Below are 16105 nucleotides of genomic sequence, written 5' to 3'. Positions count from 1 at the left end.
GAAAAACGTAAACGTTTTTCATATGTAAATATGAGAGTCGCAAGCGTCTTGGAAACAACATACACATTTAGACACTGTTTAGGTGTTGTATGGTTAAGTGAATAAGCGTGCACGGTGGATGCCTAGGCAATTAGAGGCGATGAAGGACGTGGTAATCTGCGATAAGTCCAGGGGAGTTGATAACAAGCGTTATATCCTGGAATTTCCGAATGGGGCAACCCGGCACTTAGTGTCATCGTTATGTGAATACATAGCATAGCGAAGCAAACGAGGGGAACTGAAACATCTAAGTACCCTTAGGAAAAGAAATCAACCGAGATTCCGACAGTAGCGGCGAGCGAAATCGGAACAGCCCTTAAGCTGTTTAAAAGTTAGTGGAAGGCTCTGGAAAGTGCCACGGTACAGGGTGATAGTCCCGTACACAAAAACTTCTTTACAGTGAAAACGAGTAAGTCGGGACACGAGAAATCCTGATTGAATATGGGGGGACCATCCTCCAAGGCTAAATACTCCTAATTGACCGATAGTGAACCAGTACCGTGAGGGAAAGGCGAAAAGAACCCCTGTGAGGGGAGTGAAATAGAACCTGAAACCGTGTACGTACAAGCAGTAGGAGCGGATTTATTCCGTGACTGCGTACCTTTTGTATAATGGGTCAACGACTTAATTTCAGTAGCAAGGTTAACCATTTAGGGGAGCCGTAGGGAAACCGAGTCTTAACTGGGCGAATAGTTGCTGGGATTAGACCCGAAACTTGGTGATCTAGCCATGAGCAGGTTGAAGATTGAGTAACATCAATTGGAGGACCGAACCCACTAATGTTGAAAAATTAGGGGATGACTTGTGGCTGGGGGTGAAAGGCCAATCAAACCAAGAGATAGCTGGTTCTCCTCGAAAGCTATTTAGGTAGCGCCTCATGTATCACTGTTGGGGGTAGAGCACTGTTAAGGCTAGGGGGTCATCCCGACTTACCAACCCTTTGCAAACTCCGAATACCAACAAGTGCAATCATGGGAGACACACGGCGGGTGCTAACGTCCGTCGTGGAAAGGGAAACAACCCAGACCGCCAGCTAAGGTCCCAAAGTATATGTTAAGTGGGAAACGATGTGGGAAGGCTTAGACAGCTAGGAAGTTGGCTTAGAAGCAGCCATCTTTTAAAGAAAGCGTAATAGCTCACTAGTCGAGTCGGCCTGCGCGGAAGATTTAACGGGGCTAAACATATCACCGAAGCTGCGGACGCGTATTTATACGCGTGGTAGAGGAGCGTTCTGTAAGCCGTCGAAGGGAAAGGTGTAAACCATCCTGGAGGTATCAGAAGTGCGAATGTTGACATGAGTAACGATAAGGGGGGTGAAAAACCTCCCCGCCGGAAGACCAAGGGTTCCTGTCCAACGTTAATCGGGGCAGGGTGAGTCGACCCCTAAGGCGAGGCCGAAAGGCGTAGTCGATGGGAAACGGGTTAATATTCCCGTACCCTTATATTTTGCGATGGGAGGACGGAGAAGGCTAGGTGGGCCTGGCGATGGTTGTCCAGGTTCAAGCGTGTAGGTAGGTGACTTAGGTAAATCCGGGTTGCTATATACTGAGACGCGATGTCGAGCTACTAAGGTAGTGAAGTCATTGATGCCATACTTCCAGGAAAAGTCTCTAAGCTTCAGAAATATGAGGATCGTACCCCAAACCGACACAGGTGGTCAGGTAGAGAATACCAAGGCGCTTGAGAGAACTCGGGTGAAGGAACTAGGCAAAATGGTACCGTAACTTCGGGAGAAGGTACGCCCTTGACGGTGATGAGACTTGCTCTCTAAGCTGTTGGGGGCCGAAGATACCAGATGGCTGCAACTGTTTATTAAAAACACAGCACTCTGCTAAATCGTAAGATGACGTATAGGGTGTGACGCCTGCCCGGTGCCGGAAGGTTAATTGATGTGGTTAGACTTAGGTCGAAGCTATTGATCGAAGCCCCGGTAAACGGCGGCCGTAACTATAACGGTCCTAAGGTAGCGAAATTCCTTGTCGGGTAAGTTCCGACCTGCACGAATGGCGTAATGATGGCCATGCTGTCTCCACCCGAGACTCAGTGAAGTTGAAATCGCAGTGAAGATGCTGTGTACCCGCGGCTAGACGGAAAGACCCCGTGAACCTTTACTATAGCTTAGCAGTGAACTTAGAGCCTACATGTGTAGGATAGGTGGGAGGCTTTGAAACCGCGTCGCCAGATGCGGTGGAGCCGACCTTGAAATACCACCCTTGTATGTTTTGAGTTCTAACCATGGCCCCTGAATCGGGGTTTGGGACACTGTTTGGTGGGTAGTTTGACTGGGGCGGTCTCCTCCCAAAGAGTAACGGAGGAGTACGAAGGTTGGCTAATCACGGTCGGACATCGTGAGGTTAGTACAATGGTATAAGCCAGCTTAACTGCGAGACAGACACGTCGAGCAGGTACGAAAGTAGGTCATAGTGATCCGGTGGTTCTGAATGGAAGGGCCATCGCTCAACGGATAAAAGGTACTCCGAGGATAACAGGCTGATACCGCCCAAGAGTTCATATCGACGGCGGTGTTTGGCACCTCGATGTCGGCTCATCACATCCTGGGGCTGAAGTCGGTCCCAAGGGTATGGCTGTTCGCCATTTAAAGTGGTACGCGAGCTGGGTTTAGAACGTCGTGAGACAGTTCGGTCCCTATCTGCCGTGGGCGTTTGAGAATTGAGAGGAGCTGCTCCTAGTACGAGAGGACCGGAGTGGACGAACCGCTGGTGTTCGGGTTGTTATGCCAATAGCATTGCCCGGTAGCTACGTTCGGAATCGATAACCGCTGAAAGCATCTAAGCGGGAAGCGAGCCTCAAGATGAGTTCTCACTGGAACTTTAAGTTCCCTAAAGGGCCGTTGGAGACTACAACGTTGATAGGCAAGGTGTGTAAGTGCGGCAACGTATTGAGCTAACTTGTACTAATTACCCGTGAGGCTTAACCATACAACACCTAAGTAGTGTTGTTATGTGACCAAGATTGTCAAAGAAGACGTTAAAATATAAGCGCTTGTGATAGCGTATTTACATAGACTGCTACGATTAGATAGAGCAAAAAACAAGAACATTAGAACATCACTTTCCTAATTACAATTTTATGCTTGGCGGCCATAGCGCTGTGGTACCACCTGATCCCATGCCGAACTCAGAAGTGAAACGCAGCTGCGCCGATGATAGTGTGGGGTCTCCCCATGTGAAAGTAGGTCATCGCCAAGCGCCTCATTTAAAATAGCCCCACTGGTTAGTTCCGGTGGGGCTTTTTTAATTGTGTTGATTTATGCTGACCTACGCAGAAAGTAGGGCGAGTTTACCGAAAGGTAAGGGTCACGAGCAATATTCACCCATCGCCAAGCGCCTAACAACGATAAACCCCAGTCTTCGAAAGAAGGCTGGGGTTTTTTCGTTATTGAGCGCTTAGACGCCGATGACTACTTTTACATGGGATAAACAAAGCAGCGACGCAGTCGCTTTCCTTTAGTGTGACAGTAGGGCGAATATCGCGACAGCGATGGGGCATGAGCAATGTTCACCCATCGCCAAGCGCCTCATTAAACGAACCCTGTTGATTCACGTCGACAGGGTTTTTTTATGTCTGCTGACCTACTTAAACATGGGATAAACAAAAGTAGCGACGCAGTCGCCATCCTGATGTGTGACAGTAGGGCGAATATCGCGACTGCGATGGGTTATGAGCAATATTCACCCATCGCCAAGCGCCTAATATGAACAATCCCTGTTGGCTATGTCAGCAGGGATTTTTCCGTTCTTGGCTGCAGGTTTATGATGAGCTACGTAAAAGTTATACCAATTGTATTAAATAACTGATCTAAATTTTGCGCCGGAAAAATGGCTTAGTTTGAGGCGTAAGTTGATGTAAATGGTTGTTCCCTATACGAAACTTACAACGAAAAATAAGTTGTTTTAACAAGTAAAATAGATCAGTTACTTATTATGATTGGTATTAGGGCGAATGATGCGATAGCATCGGGGCTAAGCTCTGCGTGCCCTGGTAGTACGACAGCACAGGTCACGAGCTTTATGACTACTTTCCATCGCCAAGCACCTAATACGAACAATCGTTGTTGATAATATCGACAGGTTTTTTTATATCTATAATTTAGCATTCTTATTTTTTATATTGATAGTAGAATCTGTTCCATTAATTTAAAACCTGCGGTAGCAGCAGTACAACAAGATCTGGCTTTTCAATTATATTAAGGTGAGTTTTACCGCCTTATACCAATTGTATTAAATAACTGATCTAAATTTTGCGCCGGAAAAATAGCTTAGTTTGAGGCGTAAGTTGATGTAAATGGTTGTTCCCTATACGAAACTTACAACGAAAAAATAAGTTGTTTTAACAAGTAAAATAGATCAGTTACTTACTATGATTGGTATTAAACGATTACATCGCTATCTTGGCTGTATGCTCCCAGAACAGCATTAAAATATACTTAATAAATATATTAAAGAGTCTAAGTAAAGATCACCGTTTAGTTAAACAAGAGAGTTTAAATATGAGTAATGAAACGAGTATTATTAGTAACCTAGAAGAGTTAGAGAAATTCTTGCTTTTAGTTGAGAGTGGTAGTTTAGGTTTATCAAATGTATCTGGTCTAGCGTTAGCTACGAATAATAAAGATGGACGTAGGTTTGTAGCTGTATTAGATGATAAACACCAATTATTATTATCACGTTGGGTAACTGAAGAGGTGTTTCAAACAGGGCAAGATTTGGTTCGTAATGGACCTAGTAAGCACTAATTTTATATTGTTCTATAAAAAAACCGCATTTAAGCGGTTTTTTATTAGTTTGGAATAGTCTGACTATCGAGTGCCAAAGACAACAATTGTTTTGCCATGAGCAGAAATTAATCCTTGCTCTTCTAGCATTTTCAAAATACGACCAACAGTCTCACGTGAACAACCTACAATTTGACCAATCTCTTGACGAGTAATTTTAATCTGCATACCGTCTGGGTGAGTCATCGCATCTGGTTGTTTAGCTAAATCTAGTAATGTATTTGCAATACGACCTGTCACGTCTAAGAATGCTAAGTTACCTACCTTTTGACTAGTCACTTGCAGTCTGTTTGCCATTTGACGAGAAAGGCGCATTAAAATTTCAGGGTTAACTGTAATTAACTGTGTGAATTTTTTGTATGAGATTTCTGCTACTTCACAAGCTGACTTTGCTTTCACCGAAGCACTACGAATTGGGTTTTCTTCTTTATCAAATAAACCTAGCTCACCAATGAAGTCACCTTGGTTTAAGTAAGAGAGGATCATCTCTTTTCCGTCTTCGTCTTTGATAACAACTGCAACAGAACCTTTAACAATAAAATATAAAGTATCAGCTTTTTCACCAGCGTGAATTAACATACTTTTTGCTGGGTATTTATGGGTATGGCAGTGTGATAAAAACCATTCTAACGTTGGATCGGTTTGAGGCTTGGTAATGATCATAAATTTCCCTTTGTCTGTAGTAATAGCTATACCGCTATTCTTGTTATTTTATTCACTAATTCATTTTAGTTGTGTATGAATTGTATCGTTTTTTTCATACTCTGTAATATTTATGAGTATTAGTTGTGTAATAAATTAGATCTTTGTCATAAATAGGTGCATTTTCTTTAATAATATTTAGATTATGGACTAGTAGATACAAAATTAACAATTTATCTGTTTTATTATTAATCAGTTTGGGCCTGTGAAAATGCTTCTTTACTTATTAAGGTAACACTTTCATTAAGTTCAGAATACATAATGTAAATGTCTTCATTTTCAACTTGCTTTAACACTTGTTTTGTCTTTTCTGCTAAAGAAAATTCAACTTCACCGTAATCAGTCCCTTCTCGTAAAATATACTGTTCAATTAAATTATTAAGGGTAGTTTCATCAAGTTGTTGGTGGGGATGCGCATTGTTAAACTCATTTTTTAAATTTAAGAAAGTTGTTTCTCTTACTCATCTACAATATCAGTTTTATCTATTATTGGTAGCATGGAGTAAGAAATCTTTATAGTAATAATAGCTAATTAGTGGTCCATTAAGAGATGAGCTAAGAAAGAGTCTATTTAAACCATATGTTTAATATGGTTGTTATTATATGATGTTACATTCTAGGTAAATAATTGGTTAATGGAGCTTATATGTATTTAAAAATGCTAAGTTTAATCTTAGTGGTTTTTCCGTTAGTAGCCACTGCAGGTGATGTTGATGCAGGTAAACAGAAGTCTGCTATTTGTGCTGCTTGCCATGGCGCAAATGGTATAACTAACGTGCCTGTTTATCCTAATCTAAAGGGGCAAAATGAAGCTTATTTAATATCGGCTTTAAACGCTTACAAAGCAGGGCAACGTGAAGGTGGTTTGTCTGCTGTAATGATTCCTCAAGCAACATCGTTAAGTGATGAAGATATTGAAGATTTAGCTGCTTATTACTCCTCATTGAAATAATGCTTATCGTATAATGAAAAATGGCCTAGTCAGGCCATTTTTATATTTATGAATGATAGAAAATGATCTTCTTTATAAATCATCTGAGTGATTGGCAAGGTATTTAGCAACCCCTTCAGGTGAAGCCTCGATGCCCGCTTTATCTTTTGCCCATTGAGCTGGGCATACTTCTCCGTGCTCTTCATGGAATTGTAACGCATCCACCATGCGTAGCATTTCATCTATATTGCGTCCTAAAGGTAGGTCGTTGACTACTTGGTGACGTACTTTACCCTCGTTATCAATCAGAAAAGATCCACGTAATGCAACGCCTTCGTCTTCCAACTCAACATCATAGGCTTTACAAATTTCATGTTTAATATCTGCTACAAGCGGATATTGCACTGCGCCGATACCGCCATTATTGATAGAAGTGTTACGCCATGCATGATGAGAAAATTGTGAATCAATAGATACACCAATGATTTCAACTCCACGTGCTTGGAAATCTCCAAAGCGTTTATCAAATGCAATCAGTTCAGAAGGGCATACAAAAGTGAAGTCAAGTGGATAAAAGAAAAGCACTATCTTTTTACCGTTAGCAAAATCTTTCAGATTAAAGTTATCTATAATCTCGCCATTACCTAATACTGCTGCAGCAGTAAAATCAGGAGCCTGTTTGCCTACTAATACCATGTGATTTTCCTTTCTTTGAATTCAAGTTGTATATTGAATCAATGCTTATGTTTTATGTAGCCGACTATGATGCGTTAAATTAAGGCTTTATGAAATGCTTTTATGGAGAAGACTCCATTAATGTGACTACTATTATTAATTCAACAATAGTAAATCACTGTTAATGGATATTTGGCGATTTTAGATTGTGTGCTTAGGTTGTTGTCTTACTTTATGCCGTCAGGTTATGGGTTTCTTGAATATTGGCTAAAATCTGGCTTACGTTTTTCATTGAAAGCGTTTCTACCTTCTTGCCCTTCTTCACTCATGTAGAAAAGCATTGTCGCATTGCCCGCTAACTCTTGTAGGCCTGCCTGACCATCACAGTCTGCATTCAAGGCAGCTTTTAGGCAACGTAATGCCATTGGACTATTTTGTAATATTTCACGGCACCATTTCACTGTTTCTTTTTCTAAATCCACAAGAGGAACGACGGTATTGACTAATCCCATGTCAACGGCTTCTTGTGCATCATACATACGGCAGAGGAACCAAATCTCTCGTGCTTTTTTCTGCCCTACAATGCGCGCCATGTAACTTGCACCCCAACCACCATCGAAAGAACCGACTTTTGGACCAGTTTGACCAAATTGAGCGTTATTCGCAGCAATCGTTAAGTCACACATCATGTGTAATACATGCCCTCCACCTACTGCATAACCAGCTACCATGGCGATTACAGGTTTAGGGCAAGTACGAATTTGACGTTGGAAATCTAATACATTGAGGTGATGACCGCCGGTGTCATCTTTATAACCTGAATCTCCACGGACACTTTGATCACCACCTGAGCAGAAAGCTAAATTGCCTTCGCCAGTCAGAATAATCACACCAATCTCAGCGTCATAACGAGCATCGTGCAAGGCTTGCATCATTTCGTTAACGGTTTGTGGCCCAAATGCATTACGTACTTGTGGGCGATTGATGGTGATTTTAGCTATGCCTTCAGCCTTGTGATAATAGATATCTTCAAAAGTTAACGCGCTCGGTTGCCATTGTATTGCGGAATAATGTGTTGATTCAGTCATAGTCACTCCATTATGTATGCCATCAAGGAAATTAAACCGCTAATTGCTCAGTTGTTTAATCGTATTGGCATAGTTTATGGGGTCTTGTTGATGTGTATTATGACCTAGGCCATTAAAACAGCGAATTTTAATATTATTAAGTGTTGGAAATAGGCTGGCGACTTGCGCAAATTTAGTGTCTTTTTCACCATATAGGTAAGTAATAGGTAAATCGGTCTTTTCTAAAAAGTGACTGGCACATTGTTGGTTGGCTAAACTAGTAGATAACAACATATTTGCTAAAAATACACCGTAATTATGGCTACGTTTTTCAATAATAAACTGTTTTTGAATATCATTGAGGTCATCAAAAATCGGTTGAGAGTACCATTGCATCAAACTTTCTTCGATGGCATTGGTTGCAAAGTGTGTGGCCCAATTGAGATCAAATTGCCGACGTTGTATTTTTTCCTGTTCATTATCCAGTCCTAGATGACAAGACTCTAATACTAAGTGCTGTAAACGTTTGTCTTGCTGGGTACGAGCATAATCTAGAGCAATCCGTCCACCTAGGGAATAACCAATTAAGGTAAAAGAGTGAATGTTTAATGTGGCGAGGGTGAATTGTATTAATTGGTGACAGTTTTCGAAGCCATCTTGTAATGAAATGACACAGCCTGCAGAACGGCCATGGCCTGGTAAATCGATAGTGACACAATGATAATCATCTTTGAGTGCTTCTATGGTGCTTTGCCAATCGTTGCGGTTACCTAAAAATCCATGTAAAAAAACTAACGTGGGGTGAGACGTTGAACCTTGCTGTTCACTATATAATGGCATTTTTCACCTGCTCCTTAATAACGTCTAGTTGTGTTGTCGTTAATTTGTTATCAGTACAAACCTCAATCAGGGTAGTGCAATTTGTTGCGTTATTCATTAATGCTGTTTGATAGTGTGCTTTAAATTCAGAAAATGTACTAGGTTTGACATAATTAATGGAAAATTGTTCACAAGTTTGTGCAAAGGTCAGACCATGAGGCTGTTGATAAAACTGCTGTTGCTGTGCTGCAGGAATCGGTAAGAGATTAAAAATCCCACCTCCATCATTATTCAATAATAAAATGATAAAAGGCTTATTGAGTTGTTTGCATAGTGCTAACGAGTTTAAGTCGTATAGAAAAGAGGTATCACCAATGACCAGACTGCTTGCAGTATTTTTCTGCTTTGCAATTCCTACCGCAGTAGCGATTAAACCATCAATGCCACTTGCTCCTCGATTACTATAAATATGGGAAGAGGTATTAGCGAACATATCTGCAATACGAATAGCGAGGCTATTACCAAGTAGTGTTTGCATAGGCATATGATTGAGTAAATAGACTGTACTGTTTATTTCATTAAGCGCTTTAGAGTGAGTGTAAGTGGTTAATGTTTCACTGAGCTTTTTCTGTAAATTAACTATTTTATTGAACCAGCTATGATCGGGGTAGCTTTGTGGAACCACAGAGCAAATGAAAGTGCTAGCGGAAGTCATAAATCGTTGTGTGACTGTATGAGTTGGATCGATGCGTTGTTGATGCTCTGAAATCACCCAAAGTGGTGCGGTATTATTATCAATCAATTGAGTAAGGCGTTTACTAATCAAGTGATCTGAAAATTGGACGATTAGCTCAGACTCTAGTAATAATTCACTAAATTTGGGGTTGTTTAATAGTAGGTCATAGTGCGCAATGTTTTGCGTTGAGTGTTGTAGCTGAGACTGCACATCTGCAAAAAGTGGTAATTGATGCTGAATACAAAATTGTTCAATGGCTAAGGCTTGTTGTTTATCCTGAATTCTTCCTACGACCACCATTATTTTGGAGTAGGGTAACTCGATACAAGCTGGTAAAACGCTAGGTTTACTTTGATGATAACAAGTGAAAGGAGAGATATGTTGAGTCCAAACTTTTAAAGGCGTTAAGTAGTCAGTAAAGTCACTTAGTTTATGCTCTGGATAAAGTGGCTCCCTAAACGCGATATTGAAGTGGATAGGTCCAAGCTTTACCTGTTGTGATGCAATTCCCTGATCTAATGTTGATAACAAAAAATTAGGAGGGATCTCGGTTGTTGGGCTAGGGATCTGCTTAAAGAAAATAGGATAGCTAGAAAAAATATGTTGCTGTTCAATCGCTTGATTAGCAGCGCAGTCAATTAATTCTGTTGGTCTGTCTGCTGAAAGCACAATTAATGGTAAGTGACTTTGTCTAGCTTCTATGACTGCAGGGTACAAGTTTGCAACTGCTGTACCTGAGGTTGTTATTATCACCACAGGCTTAGTGGATGCTTGGCACAAGCCAAGTGCAAAAAAACCTAATCCTCTTTCATCAAAATGCACATGTGCAGTAGCTTTTTTATTATTGGCTACGGCTAACGTTAAAGGTGTTGAGCGGGAGCCTGGTGCAATGCAAAAATCACTAATGTCATGACGGGTCAGTTCTTCTATTAATAAACTTGCCCATAATAGGTTAATATTTGAGTGATAACATGAAAATGGCTTATCGCTATCTGTGTGCATTTATAAGTCTCGCTATTGAGGTTAACTATTTAGAATAGTTAAAATAGTGCCAATTTTATTATCAAGTCTTGCCATTCATCGCTGGCAATTGACCCTGTAACAATCCCCGCGCCTGCAAATAATTTAATGCTATTACTTTTAATTAAAGCACTTCTGATAGCGACACTAAAATCACTGCTATCTTTACTTATATAGCCAACAGCTCCTGCATACCAACCTCGTATATAAGGTTCATTATCATTAATAAATTGCAGAGCAGATAACTTAGGGATTCCTCCTACTGCAGGTGTGGGATGTAAGCTGTGTAGCAGATGATTATCCTTTACTTGTTTAGGCAAAGAAGCTTTTATTGGCACACATAGATGCTGTACATTTTGTAACTGCATCACTTGAATAGGGGAACAGTTTACCTGCGCTTTTAATTGTTTAAGGCTTGCTACAATAAATTCTTGTACGATGTGGTTTTCACGGTCTATTTTTTTGTCATGTAATAAACCTTCTTTTAACCATTGGTCTTCATTAGCCGTCATTCCCCTTGGTGCTGTTCCTGCTAGGGCTTCGGTAGTAACTGACTGGTGGTGACGTGAATATAAACGTTCAGGCGAGCAGCTAATAAAAGATCGTTTTTCTGAAAACTTAAAAACATAGTGAAAGCTATTAATATTAGCCTTTTGCCATAACTCCATCACATCCCAAACGTTAATATTGCTATCAAAACATAATTCAGTTTGTCTTGATAATACGACTTTAGGTAATAATGCTTTGTACTCTATTGCTAACTCAACTAGTTCAGCCCATTGCTGTTGGTTAGGTGTATCTTGTCGACTGAACTTCGAAAGCGATAGTAGTGAATTGGATTGCGGAGCTTGTAAGGAACTTACTGCTTCAATGGTATCGTCGATGGCGTTATTACCGTCAAAGTGAAATATTACTTCCCACTGTTCATTCAGCTTTTGAAAAACCATTAAAGGGCGAATAAAACAAGTACTAGGAAGTCTAGCCATTGTTCACCTTGTTGCTGAAAAGCCAAACCACCTAAATAAAGTTGTTGGTCAGAAGCATTGGGGATATGATTTAACACTTCAATACTGCCCAAGCTAGCTAGTGTGTGAGTGTGTTCTTTATTCTGCCAATAAATAAGAGGGTATAGCATTGGTTTATTACCTGAGGGATTATTTTGTCCTTTCAGCAATGCCAATAATGTAATGGGATCAATTGTAATAGATAAGTTTTGTGATGGGTATTGTCCATGCTCAAAACTAAAGAATTGTAGTTTCTGTATTAATTGTTGTCGAAATTGCTTAAATTTACACATCAGTTCGTTACAACCATCGGTGGTTAATCAACATTTACATAACACTATCTTAACCATTACCTATGCATTGTTATTGATAAATATCATCGTTTAGCACTTTATTTATATAGGATTATTGAGTGAACAAATATCAAGTTTGGCTTCACGCCTGTCGTCTGCGTACACTGCCTTTGGCTGCATCTTCTATCATTGTGGCTGGTGGCTTAGCAAAGTATTACCAGGTTTTTGATATGGGCATTTTTCTATTGTCTTTATTAACTGCTTTGTTGTTACAAATCCTTTCTAATTTAGCTAACGATTATGGGGACGCAGTATCAGGCGCTGATGATCAACGTGTTGGGCCACAACGGATGATGCAAAGTGGACTAATTAGTAAAGTGGCAATGCAAAAAGCCATTATCTTTGTCACCTTTGCTTGTATTCTGTCTGGTTTATCTTTATTGGTACGATCTTTTGGTGACGATCTTCAGCATTGGTTACTATTTATAGGGTTAGGTATTGTAGCGATAGTAGCGGCGATCACTTATACCATGGGTAAGATCCCCTATGGTTATCGCGCCATGGGCGATGTTGCAGTCTTTCTGTTTTTTGGTTTATTAGGCGTATTAGGCAGCTTTTTATTTACAGGCATTAACTTTACCCGTTGAGATTCTTTTACCAGCTTTTAGTATCGGTTTCTTAAGTGCTGCAGTATTGAATATTAATAATATGCGTGACCTAGCAAACGATAAAGCGGCTAATAAAATAACCTTAGTGGTGTTATTTGGACGTCAAAAGGCATTTATTTATCATCTATTACTTATTATTGCTGCGATGGTGTGTAGCGGGCTGTACATTTATAGCTTACCGGGCAGCCAATTCTGGCAATTCCTATTTTTATTAATTGCTAGCCCATTAATCAAAAGTTGTACGCAAATCTATATTGCTCTGAATGACTTTGAAAATGAGAGCGCGATTTTTAATGAGCAATTAAAAAATACAGCTATCAGCACTTTTGTTTTCTCATTGCTCTTTTCTATTGTACTGATCACATGAACTGCTTAATTTTGCGACTAAACACTGTTTTAAATAACAGCGTTTTGGTTTTTTTTCGCGTTTTACAGAAAATATGACAAAATAAAGTCGAAAAAAACAACATATTTCCGCTTTTTTCTAAATACTGTGTTCTGTTTAACTACAAAGATTGTATAATGCCGCGGGAATATAGCCTCCAATTTTTTACATACAGAGTATAAAAAATGACTGATTTAACTAAATACAGAAACATTGGTATTTTCGCGCACGTTGATGCGGGTAAAACCACAACTACAGAACGTATCCTGAAACTTACTGGTCAAATCCACAAAACTGGTGAAGTACATGACGGCGAATCTACAACTGACTTCATGGAACAGGAAGCTGAGCGCGGTATTACTATCCAGTCTGCTGCTGTAACTTGTTTCTGGGACGATCACCGTTTTAACGTTATCGATACTCCTGGACACGTTGACTTCACAGTTGAAGTATACCGTTCTCTTAAAGTACTTGATGGTGGTATCGGTGTATTCTGTGGTTCTGGTGGTGTTGAGCCTCAGTCAGAAACTAACTGGCGTTACGCGAATGACTCTAAAGTTGCTCGTATCATCTTCGTAAACAAATTAGACCGTATGGGTGCTGACTTCTACCGTGTTGTTAAGCAAACTCAAGACGTACTAGGTGCTAACCCACTAGTAATGGTATTACCAATCGGTATCGAAGACGACTTCTCTGGTGTTGTTGATTCTATTAAGCCGTAAAGCATACGTTTGGGATGACTCAGGTCTTCCAGAAAACTACAAAATCGAAGATGTTCCTGCGGACATGGTTGATAAAGTAGAAGAATACCGTGAAATGCTAATTGAAACTGCATTAGAGCAAGATGAAGATCTACTAATGGAGTACTTAGAAGAAGGTACAGAACCTTCAATTGAAGACATTAAACGTTGTATCCGTACTGGTACTCGTACAATGGACTTCTTCCCTACTTACTGTGGTTCTGCATTCAAAAACAAAGGTGTTCAACTTATCCTTGACGCTGTTGTTGATTACTTACCTTGTCCTACAGATGTTGATCCACAACCTCTTACAGACGAAGAAGGTGAACCTACTGGTGCAGTAGCAACAGTTTCTGCTGAAGAAACATTTAAAGCATTAGCATTTAAAATTACAGATGACCGTTTTGGTTCTCTTACTTTCGTACGTATCTACTCAGGTACACTTAAGAAAGGTGACACAATTCTTAACGCTGCTACAGGTAAAACTGAGCGTGTTGGCCGTATGTGTGAAATGCAAGCTGATGACCGTAACGAACTTACTTCTGCACAAGCGGGTGATATCATCGCTATCGTTGGTATGAAGTCTAACGTTCAAACTGGTCACACATTATGTGATCCAAAAGATCCAATCATTCTTGAAGCTATGGTATTCCCAGAACCAGTAATCTCTATCTCTGTAACACCAAAAGATAAAGGTTCTACTGAGAAAATGGGTATCGCTATCGGTAAAATGGTTGCAGAAGATCCAACATTCCGTGTTGAAACAGACCAAGATTCAGGTGAAACAATCCTATCTGGTATGGGTGAACTTCACTTAGATATCAAAGTAGATATCCTAAAACGTACTTACGGTGTTGAGTTAGTTGTAGGTGAACCTCAAGTTGCTTACCGTGAAACAATCACGCAAGCAGTTGAAGATTCTTACACTCACAAGAAACAATCTGGTGGTTCTGGTCAATTCGGTAAAATCGATTACCGTATCAAGCCTGGTGAAGCTGGTACTGGCTTTACGTTCACATCTACAGTTGTTGGTGGTAACGTACCTAAAGAATTCTTCCTGCAATCGAGAAAGGTTTCGAAGGCATGATGGATAACGGTGTACTTGCTGGTTTCCCTGTATTAGACGTTGAAGTTGAACTATTTGATGGTGGTTTCCACGCCGTGGATTCATCTGCAGTAGCATTTGAATTAGCAGCACGTGGTGCATTCCGTCAATCTATCCCTAAAGCGGGTGCTCAACTTCTAGAGCCTGTTATGTCTGTTGACGTATTCACGCCAGACGATCACGTTGGTGACGTTATCGGTGACCTTAGCCGTCGTCGTGGTATGATTGCTGGTCAAGAAGCTGGTGCTTCTGGTGTTCGTATTAAAGCTGACGTACCTCTTTCAGAAATGTTTGGTTACATCGGTTCACTACGTACAATGACTTCAGGTCGTGGTCAGTTCTCTATGGAGTTCAAAAACTACATGCCTTGTCCTTCAGCAGTAGCTGATGCAGTGATCGAAAAAGTTAAAGCTGAAAAAGAAGCTGCTAAGAAATAATCTTTCTTAACAATCTTTGAAAGTTCGAGCCCTAATGACGAAAGTCATTAGGGCTTTTTTTGTGGGTGTTAATAAATTAGCAAAAGCGTTTGAGTGCATTGCCCTTAGTCCAGTATGGAATTCAAAAAGGTTATGCCTTGTCCTTCAGCAGTAGCTGATGCGCTATACCCAAAGCAAGTCGAAAAGTTAAAGCTGAAAAAGAAGCTGCTAAGAAATAATCTTTCTTAACAATCTTTGAAAGTTCGAGCCCTAATGATGAAAGTCATTGGGGCTTTTTTGTGGCTGTTAAGAAATTAGAAAAAGTTAAATTAGCAAAAGCGTTTGGGTGCATCATCTTCAGGTCACTACGTACAATGACTTCAGGTCGTGGTCAGTTCTCTACACCATTCATGAAACATCTTTAAGGGGCGCTGGATTTATCCTGCTTGTTTCGGTCTTTTGATTTTATAAACAGCCACAAACTATAAACAGCTGTTTAATTCCAATACAATTTCTTCTATACTCTTTGCCATCTTGTCGGAGTGCTAATGGGAATATCCCAAAGGCTGAGACCACGTTAAGTGAATACCAATTTTAAAAGGTAATCATGTGGGATCCGTGGAACCTGATTAGGCTAATACCTACGAAGGGAACAAGTAGAAAATATCTGTCTTTGGATATTTTTAGCTTCCCACACCTATTCGACAAGC

The 16105-nt window shown here is 40.3% G+C and carries 11 protein-coding genes, 2 rRNA genes, 2 pseudogenes and 1 riboswitch; of the genes and pseudogenes, 7 read left to right on the top strand and 8 right to left on the bottom strand.

What is annotated here, in order from left to right; genetic code table 11:
• Positions 1–91: 91 nt before the first annotated feature.
• The 3 genes from ACLKL2_RS10420 to ACLKL2_RS10410 all read left to right on the top strand — a co-directional run bounded on the left by ACLKL2_RS10420 (position 92) and on the right by ACLKL2_RS10410 (position 4795).
• Positions 92–2978, top strand: a 23S ribosomal RNA gene (locus ACLKL2_RS10420).
• A 154-nt stretch (positions 2979–3132) separates the two neighbouring features.
• Positions 3133–3248 (top strand): 5S ribosomal RNA (rrf, locus tag ACLKL2_RS10415).
• Positions 3249–4549: 1301 nt separating this feature from the next.
• The gene (locus ACLKL2_RS10410) at positions 4550–4795 is read left to right on the top strand and encodes a hypothetical protein (protein WP_113819251.1); all 246 of its coding nucleotides are present in this window, start codon (positions 4550–4552) and stop codon (positions 4793–4795) included.
• 63 nt (positions 4796–4858) lie between these two features.
• Here ACLKL2_RS10410 and crp read toward each other — a convergent pair whose 3' ends face one another.
• Entirely contained in the window at positions 4859–5497 is a 639-nt protein-coding gene (crp, locus tag ACLKL2_RS10405; protein WP_025565472.1) for a cAMP-activated global transcriptional regulator CRP, read from the bottom strand.
• 227 nt (positions 5498–5724) lie between these two features.
• Positions 5725–5946, bottom strand: a pseudogene (locus tag ACLKL2_RS10400) (YheU family protein); the annotation flags it as partial.
• Between the two features lie 236 nt (positions 5947–6182).
• Here ACLKL2_RS10400 and ACLKL2_RS10395 point away from each other — a divergent pair.
• On the top strand, positions 6183–6488 hold the full coding sequence (locus ACLKL2_RS10395) for a c-type cytochrome (RefSeq protein ID WP_113819253.1): 306 nt from the start codon (positions 6183–6185) through the stop codon (positions 6486–6488).
• A gap of 72 nt (positions 6489–6560) precedes the next feature.
• Here ACLKL2_RS10395 and ACLKL2_RS10390 read toward each other — a convergent pair whose 3' ends face one another.
• The 6 genes from ACLKL2_RS10390 to ACLKL2_RS10365 all read right to left on the bottom strand — a co-directional run bounded on the left by ACLKL2_RS10390 (position 6561) and on the right by ACLKL2_RS10365 (position 12081).
• A complete protein-coding gene (locus tag ACLKL2_RS10390; RefSeq protein ID WP_413691560.1) occupies positions 6561–7163 on the bottom strand; it encodes a peroxiredoxin in 603 nt (200 codons plus the stop codon).
• 224 nt (positions 7164–7387) lie between these two features.
• A complete protein-coding gene (gene menB / locus ACLKL2_RS10385; protein ID WP_413691559.1) occupies positions 7388–8230 on the bottom strand; it encodes a 1,4-dihydroxy-2-naphthoyl-CoA synthase in 843 nt (280 codons plus the stop codon).
• A gap of 39 nt (positions 8231–8269) precedes the next feature.
• Positions 8270–9049, bottom strand: coding sequence for a 2-succinyl-6-hydroxy-2,4-cyclohexadiene-1-carboxylate synthase (gene menH / locus ACLKL2_RS10380; RefSeq protein WP_113819256.1), 780 nt, complete (start codon positions 9047–9049; stop codon positions 8270–8272).
• The gene (gene menD / locus ACLKL2_RS10375) at positions 9036–10766 is read right to left on the bottom strand and encodes a 2-succinyl-5-enolpyruvyl-6-hydroxy-3-cyclohexene-1-carboxylic-acid synthase (RefSeq protein ID WP_413691557.1); all 1731 of its coding nucleotides are present in this window, start codon (positions 10764–10766) and stop codon (positions 9036–9038) included. Before menD ends, menH begins: the two co-directional genes overlap by 14 nt.
• 38 nt (positions 10767–10804) lie before the next feature.
• The gene (locus tag ACLKL2_RS10370; protein ID WP_413691555.1) at positions 10805–11770 is read right to left on the bottom strand and encodes an isochorismate synthase; all 966 of its coding nucleotides are present in this window, start codon (positions 11768–11770) and stop codon (positions 10805–10807) included.
• Positions 11731–12081 carry a hypothetical protein gene (locus ACLKL2_RS10365; RefSeq protein WP_413691554.1) on the bottom strand — a complete coding sequence of 117 codons (351 nt, stop codon included), beginning with the start codon at positions 12079–12081 and terminating at the stop codon, positions 11731–11733. Before ACLKL2_RS10365 ends, ACLKL2_RS10370 begins: the two co-directional genes overlap by 40 nt.
• 119 nt (positions 12082–12200) lie before the next feature.
• Here ACLKL2_RS10365 and menA point away from each other — a divergent pair, with 119 nt between their 5' ends.
• The 3 genes and pseudogenes from menA (at position 12201) to fusA (ending at position 15416) form a co-directional block, all read left to right on the top strand.
• Positions 12201–12728, top strand: a complete 528-nt coding sequence (gene menA / locus ACLKL2_RS10360) for a 1,4-dihydroxy-2-naphthoate octaprenyltransferase (protein ID WP_413691553.1) — start codon at positions 12201–12203, stop codon at positions 12726–12728.
• Between the two features lie 46 nt (positions 12729–12774).
• Positions 12775–13116, top strand: a complete 342-nt coding sequence (locus tag ACLKL2_RS10355) for a prenyltransferase (protein WP_413691552.1) — start codon at positions 12775–12777, stop codon at positions 13114–13116.
• A gap of 203 nt (positions 13117–13319) precedes the next feature.
• Positions 13320–15416 (top strand): annotated as a pseudogene (fusA, locus tag ACLKL2_RS10350) (elongation factor G).
• Between the two features lie 507 nt (positions 15417–15923).
• A riboswitch (TPP riboswitch) is annotated at positions 15924–16064 on the top strand.
• The last annotated feature ends 41 nt before the right edge of the window (positions 16065–16105 follow it).

The organism is Psychromonas sp. KJ10-2 (genome assembly GCF_047323255.1).
GTDB lineage: Bacteria > Pseudomonadota > Gammaproteobacteria > Enterobacterales > Psychromonadaceae > Psychromonas.
The sequence above is the reverse complement of the archived record's forward strand: the minus strand, read 5'-3'. Positions and strand labels throughout refer to the sequence as shown.

What these genes read in the sequence shown, in the direction of transcription:
- menB (WP_413691559.1), bottom strand. Translation starts at nt 8,230, where the DNA reads ATGACTGAATCAACACATTATTCCGCAATACAATGGCAACCGAGCGCG.
- menD (WP_413691557.1), bottom strand. Translation starts at nt 10,766, where the DNA reads ATGCACACAGATAGCGATAAGCCATTTTCATGTTATCACTCAAATATT.
- ACLKL2_RS10390 (WP_413691560.1), bottom strand. Translation starts at nt 7,163, where the DNA reads ATGGTATTAGTAGGCAAACAGGCTCCTGATTTTACTGCTGCAGCAGTA.
- crp (WP_025565472.1), bottom strand. Translation starts at nt 5,497, where the DNA reads ATGATCATTACCAAGCCTCAAACCGATCCAACGTTAGAATGGTTTTTA.
- ACLKL2_RS10365 (WP_413691554.1), bottom strand. Translation starts at nt 12,081, where the DNA reads ATGTGTAAATTTAAGCAATTTCGACAACAATTAATACAGAAACTACAA.
- ACLKL2_RS10395 (WP_113819253.1), top strand. Translation starts at nt 6,183, where the DNA reads ATGTATTTAAAAATGCTAAGTTTAATCTTAGTGGTTTTTCCGTTAGTA.
- ACLKL2_RS10410 (WP_113819251.1), top strand. Translation starts at nt 4,550, where the DNA reads ATGAGTAATGAAACGAGTATTATTAGTAACCTAGAAGAGTTAGAGAAA.
- ACLKL2_RS10370 (WP_413691555.1), bottom strand. Translation starts at nt 11,770, where the DNA reads ATGGCTAGACTTCCTAGTACTTGTTTTATTCGCCCTTTAATGGTTTTT.
- menH (WP_113819256.1), bottom strand. Translation starts at nt 9,049, where the DNA reads ATGCCATTATATAGTGAACAGCAAGGTTCAACGTCTCACCCCACGTTA.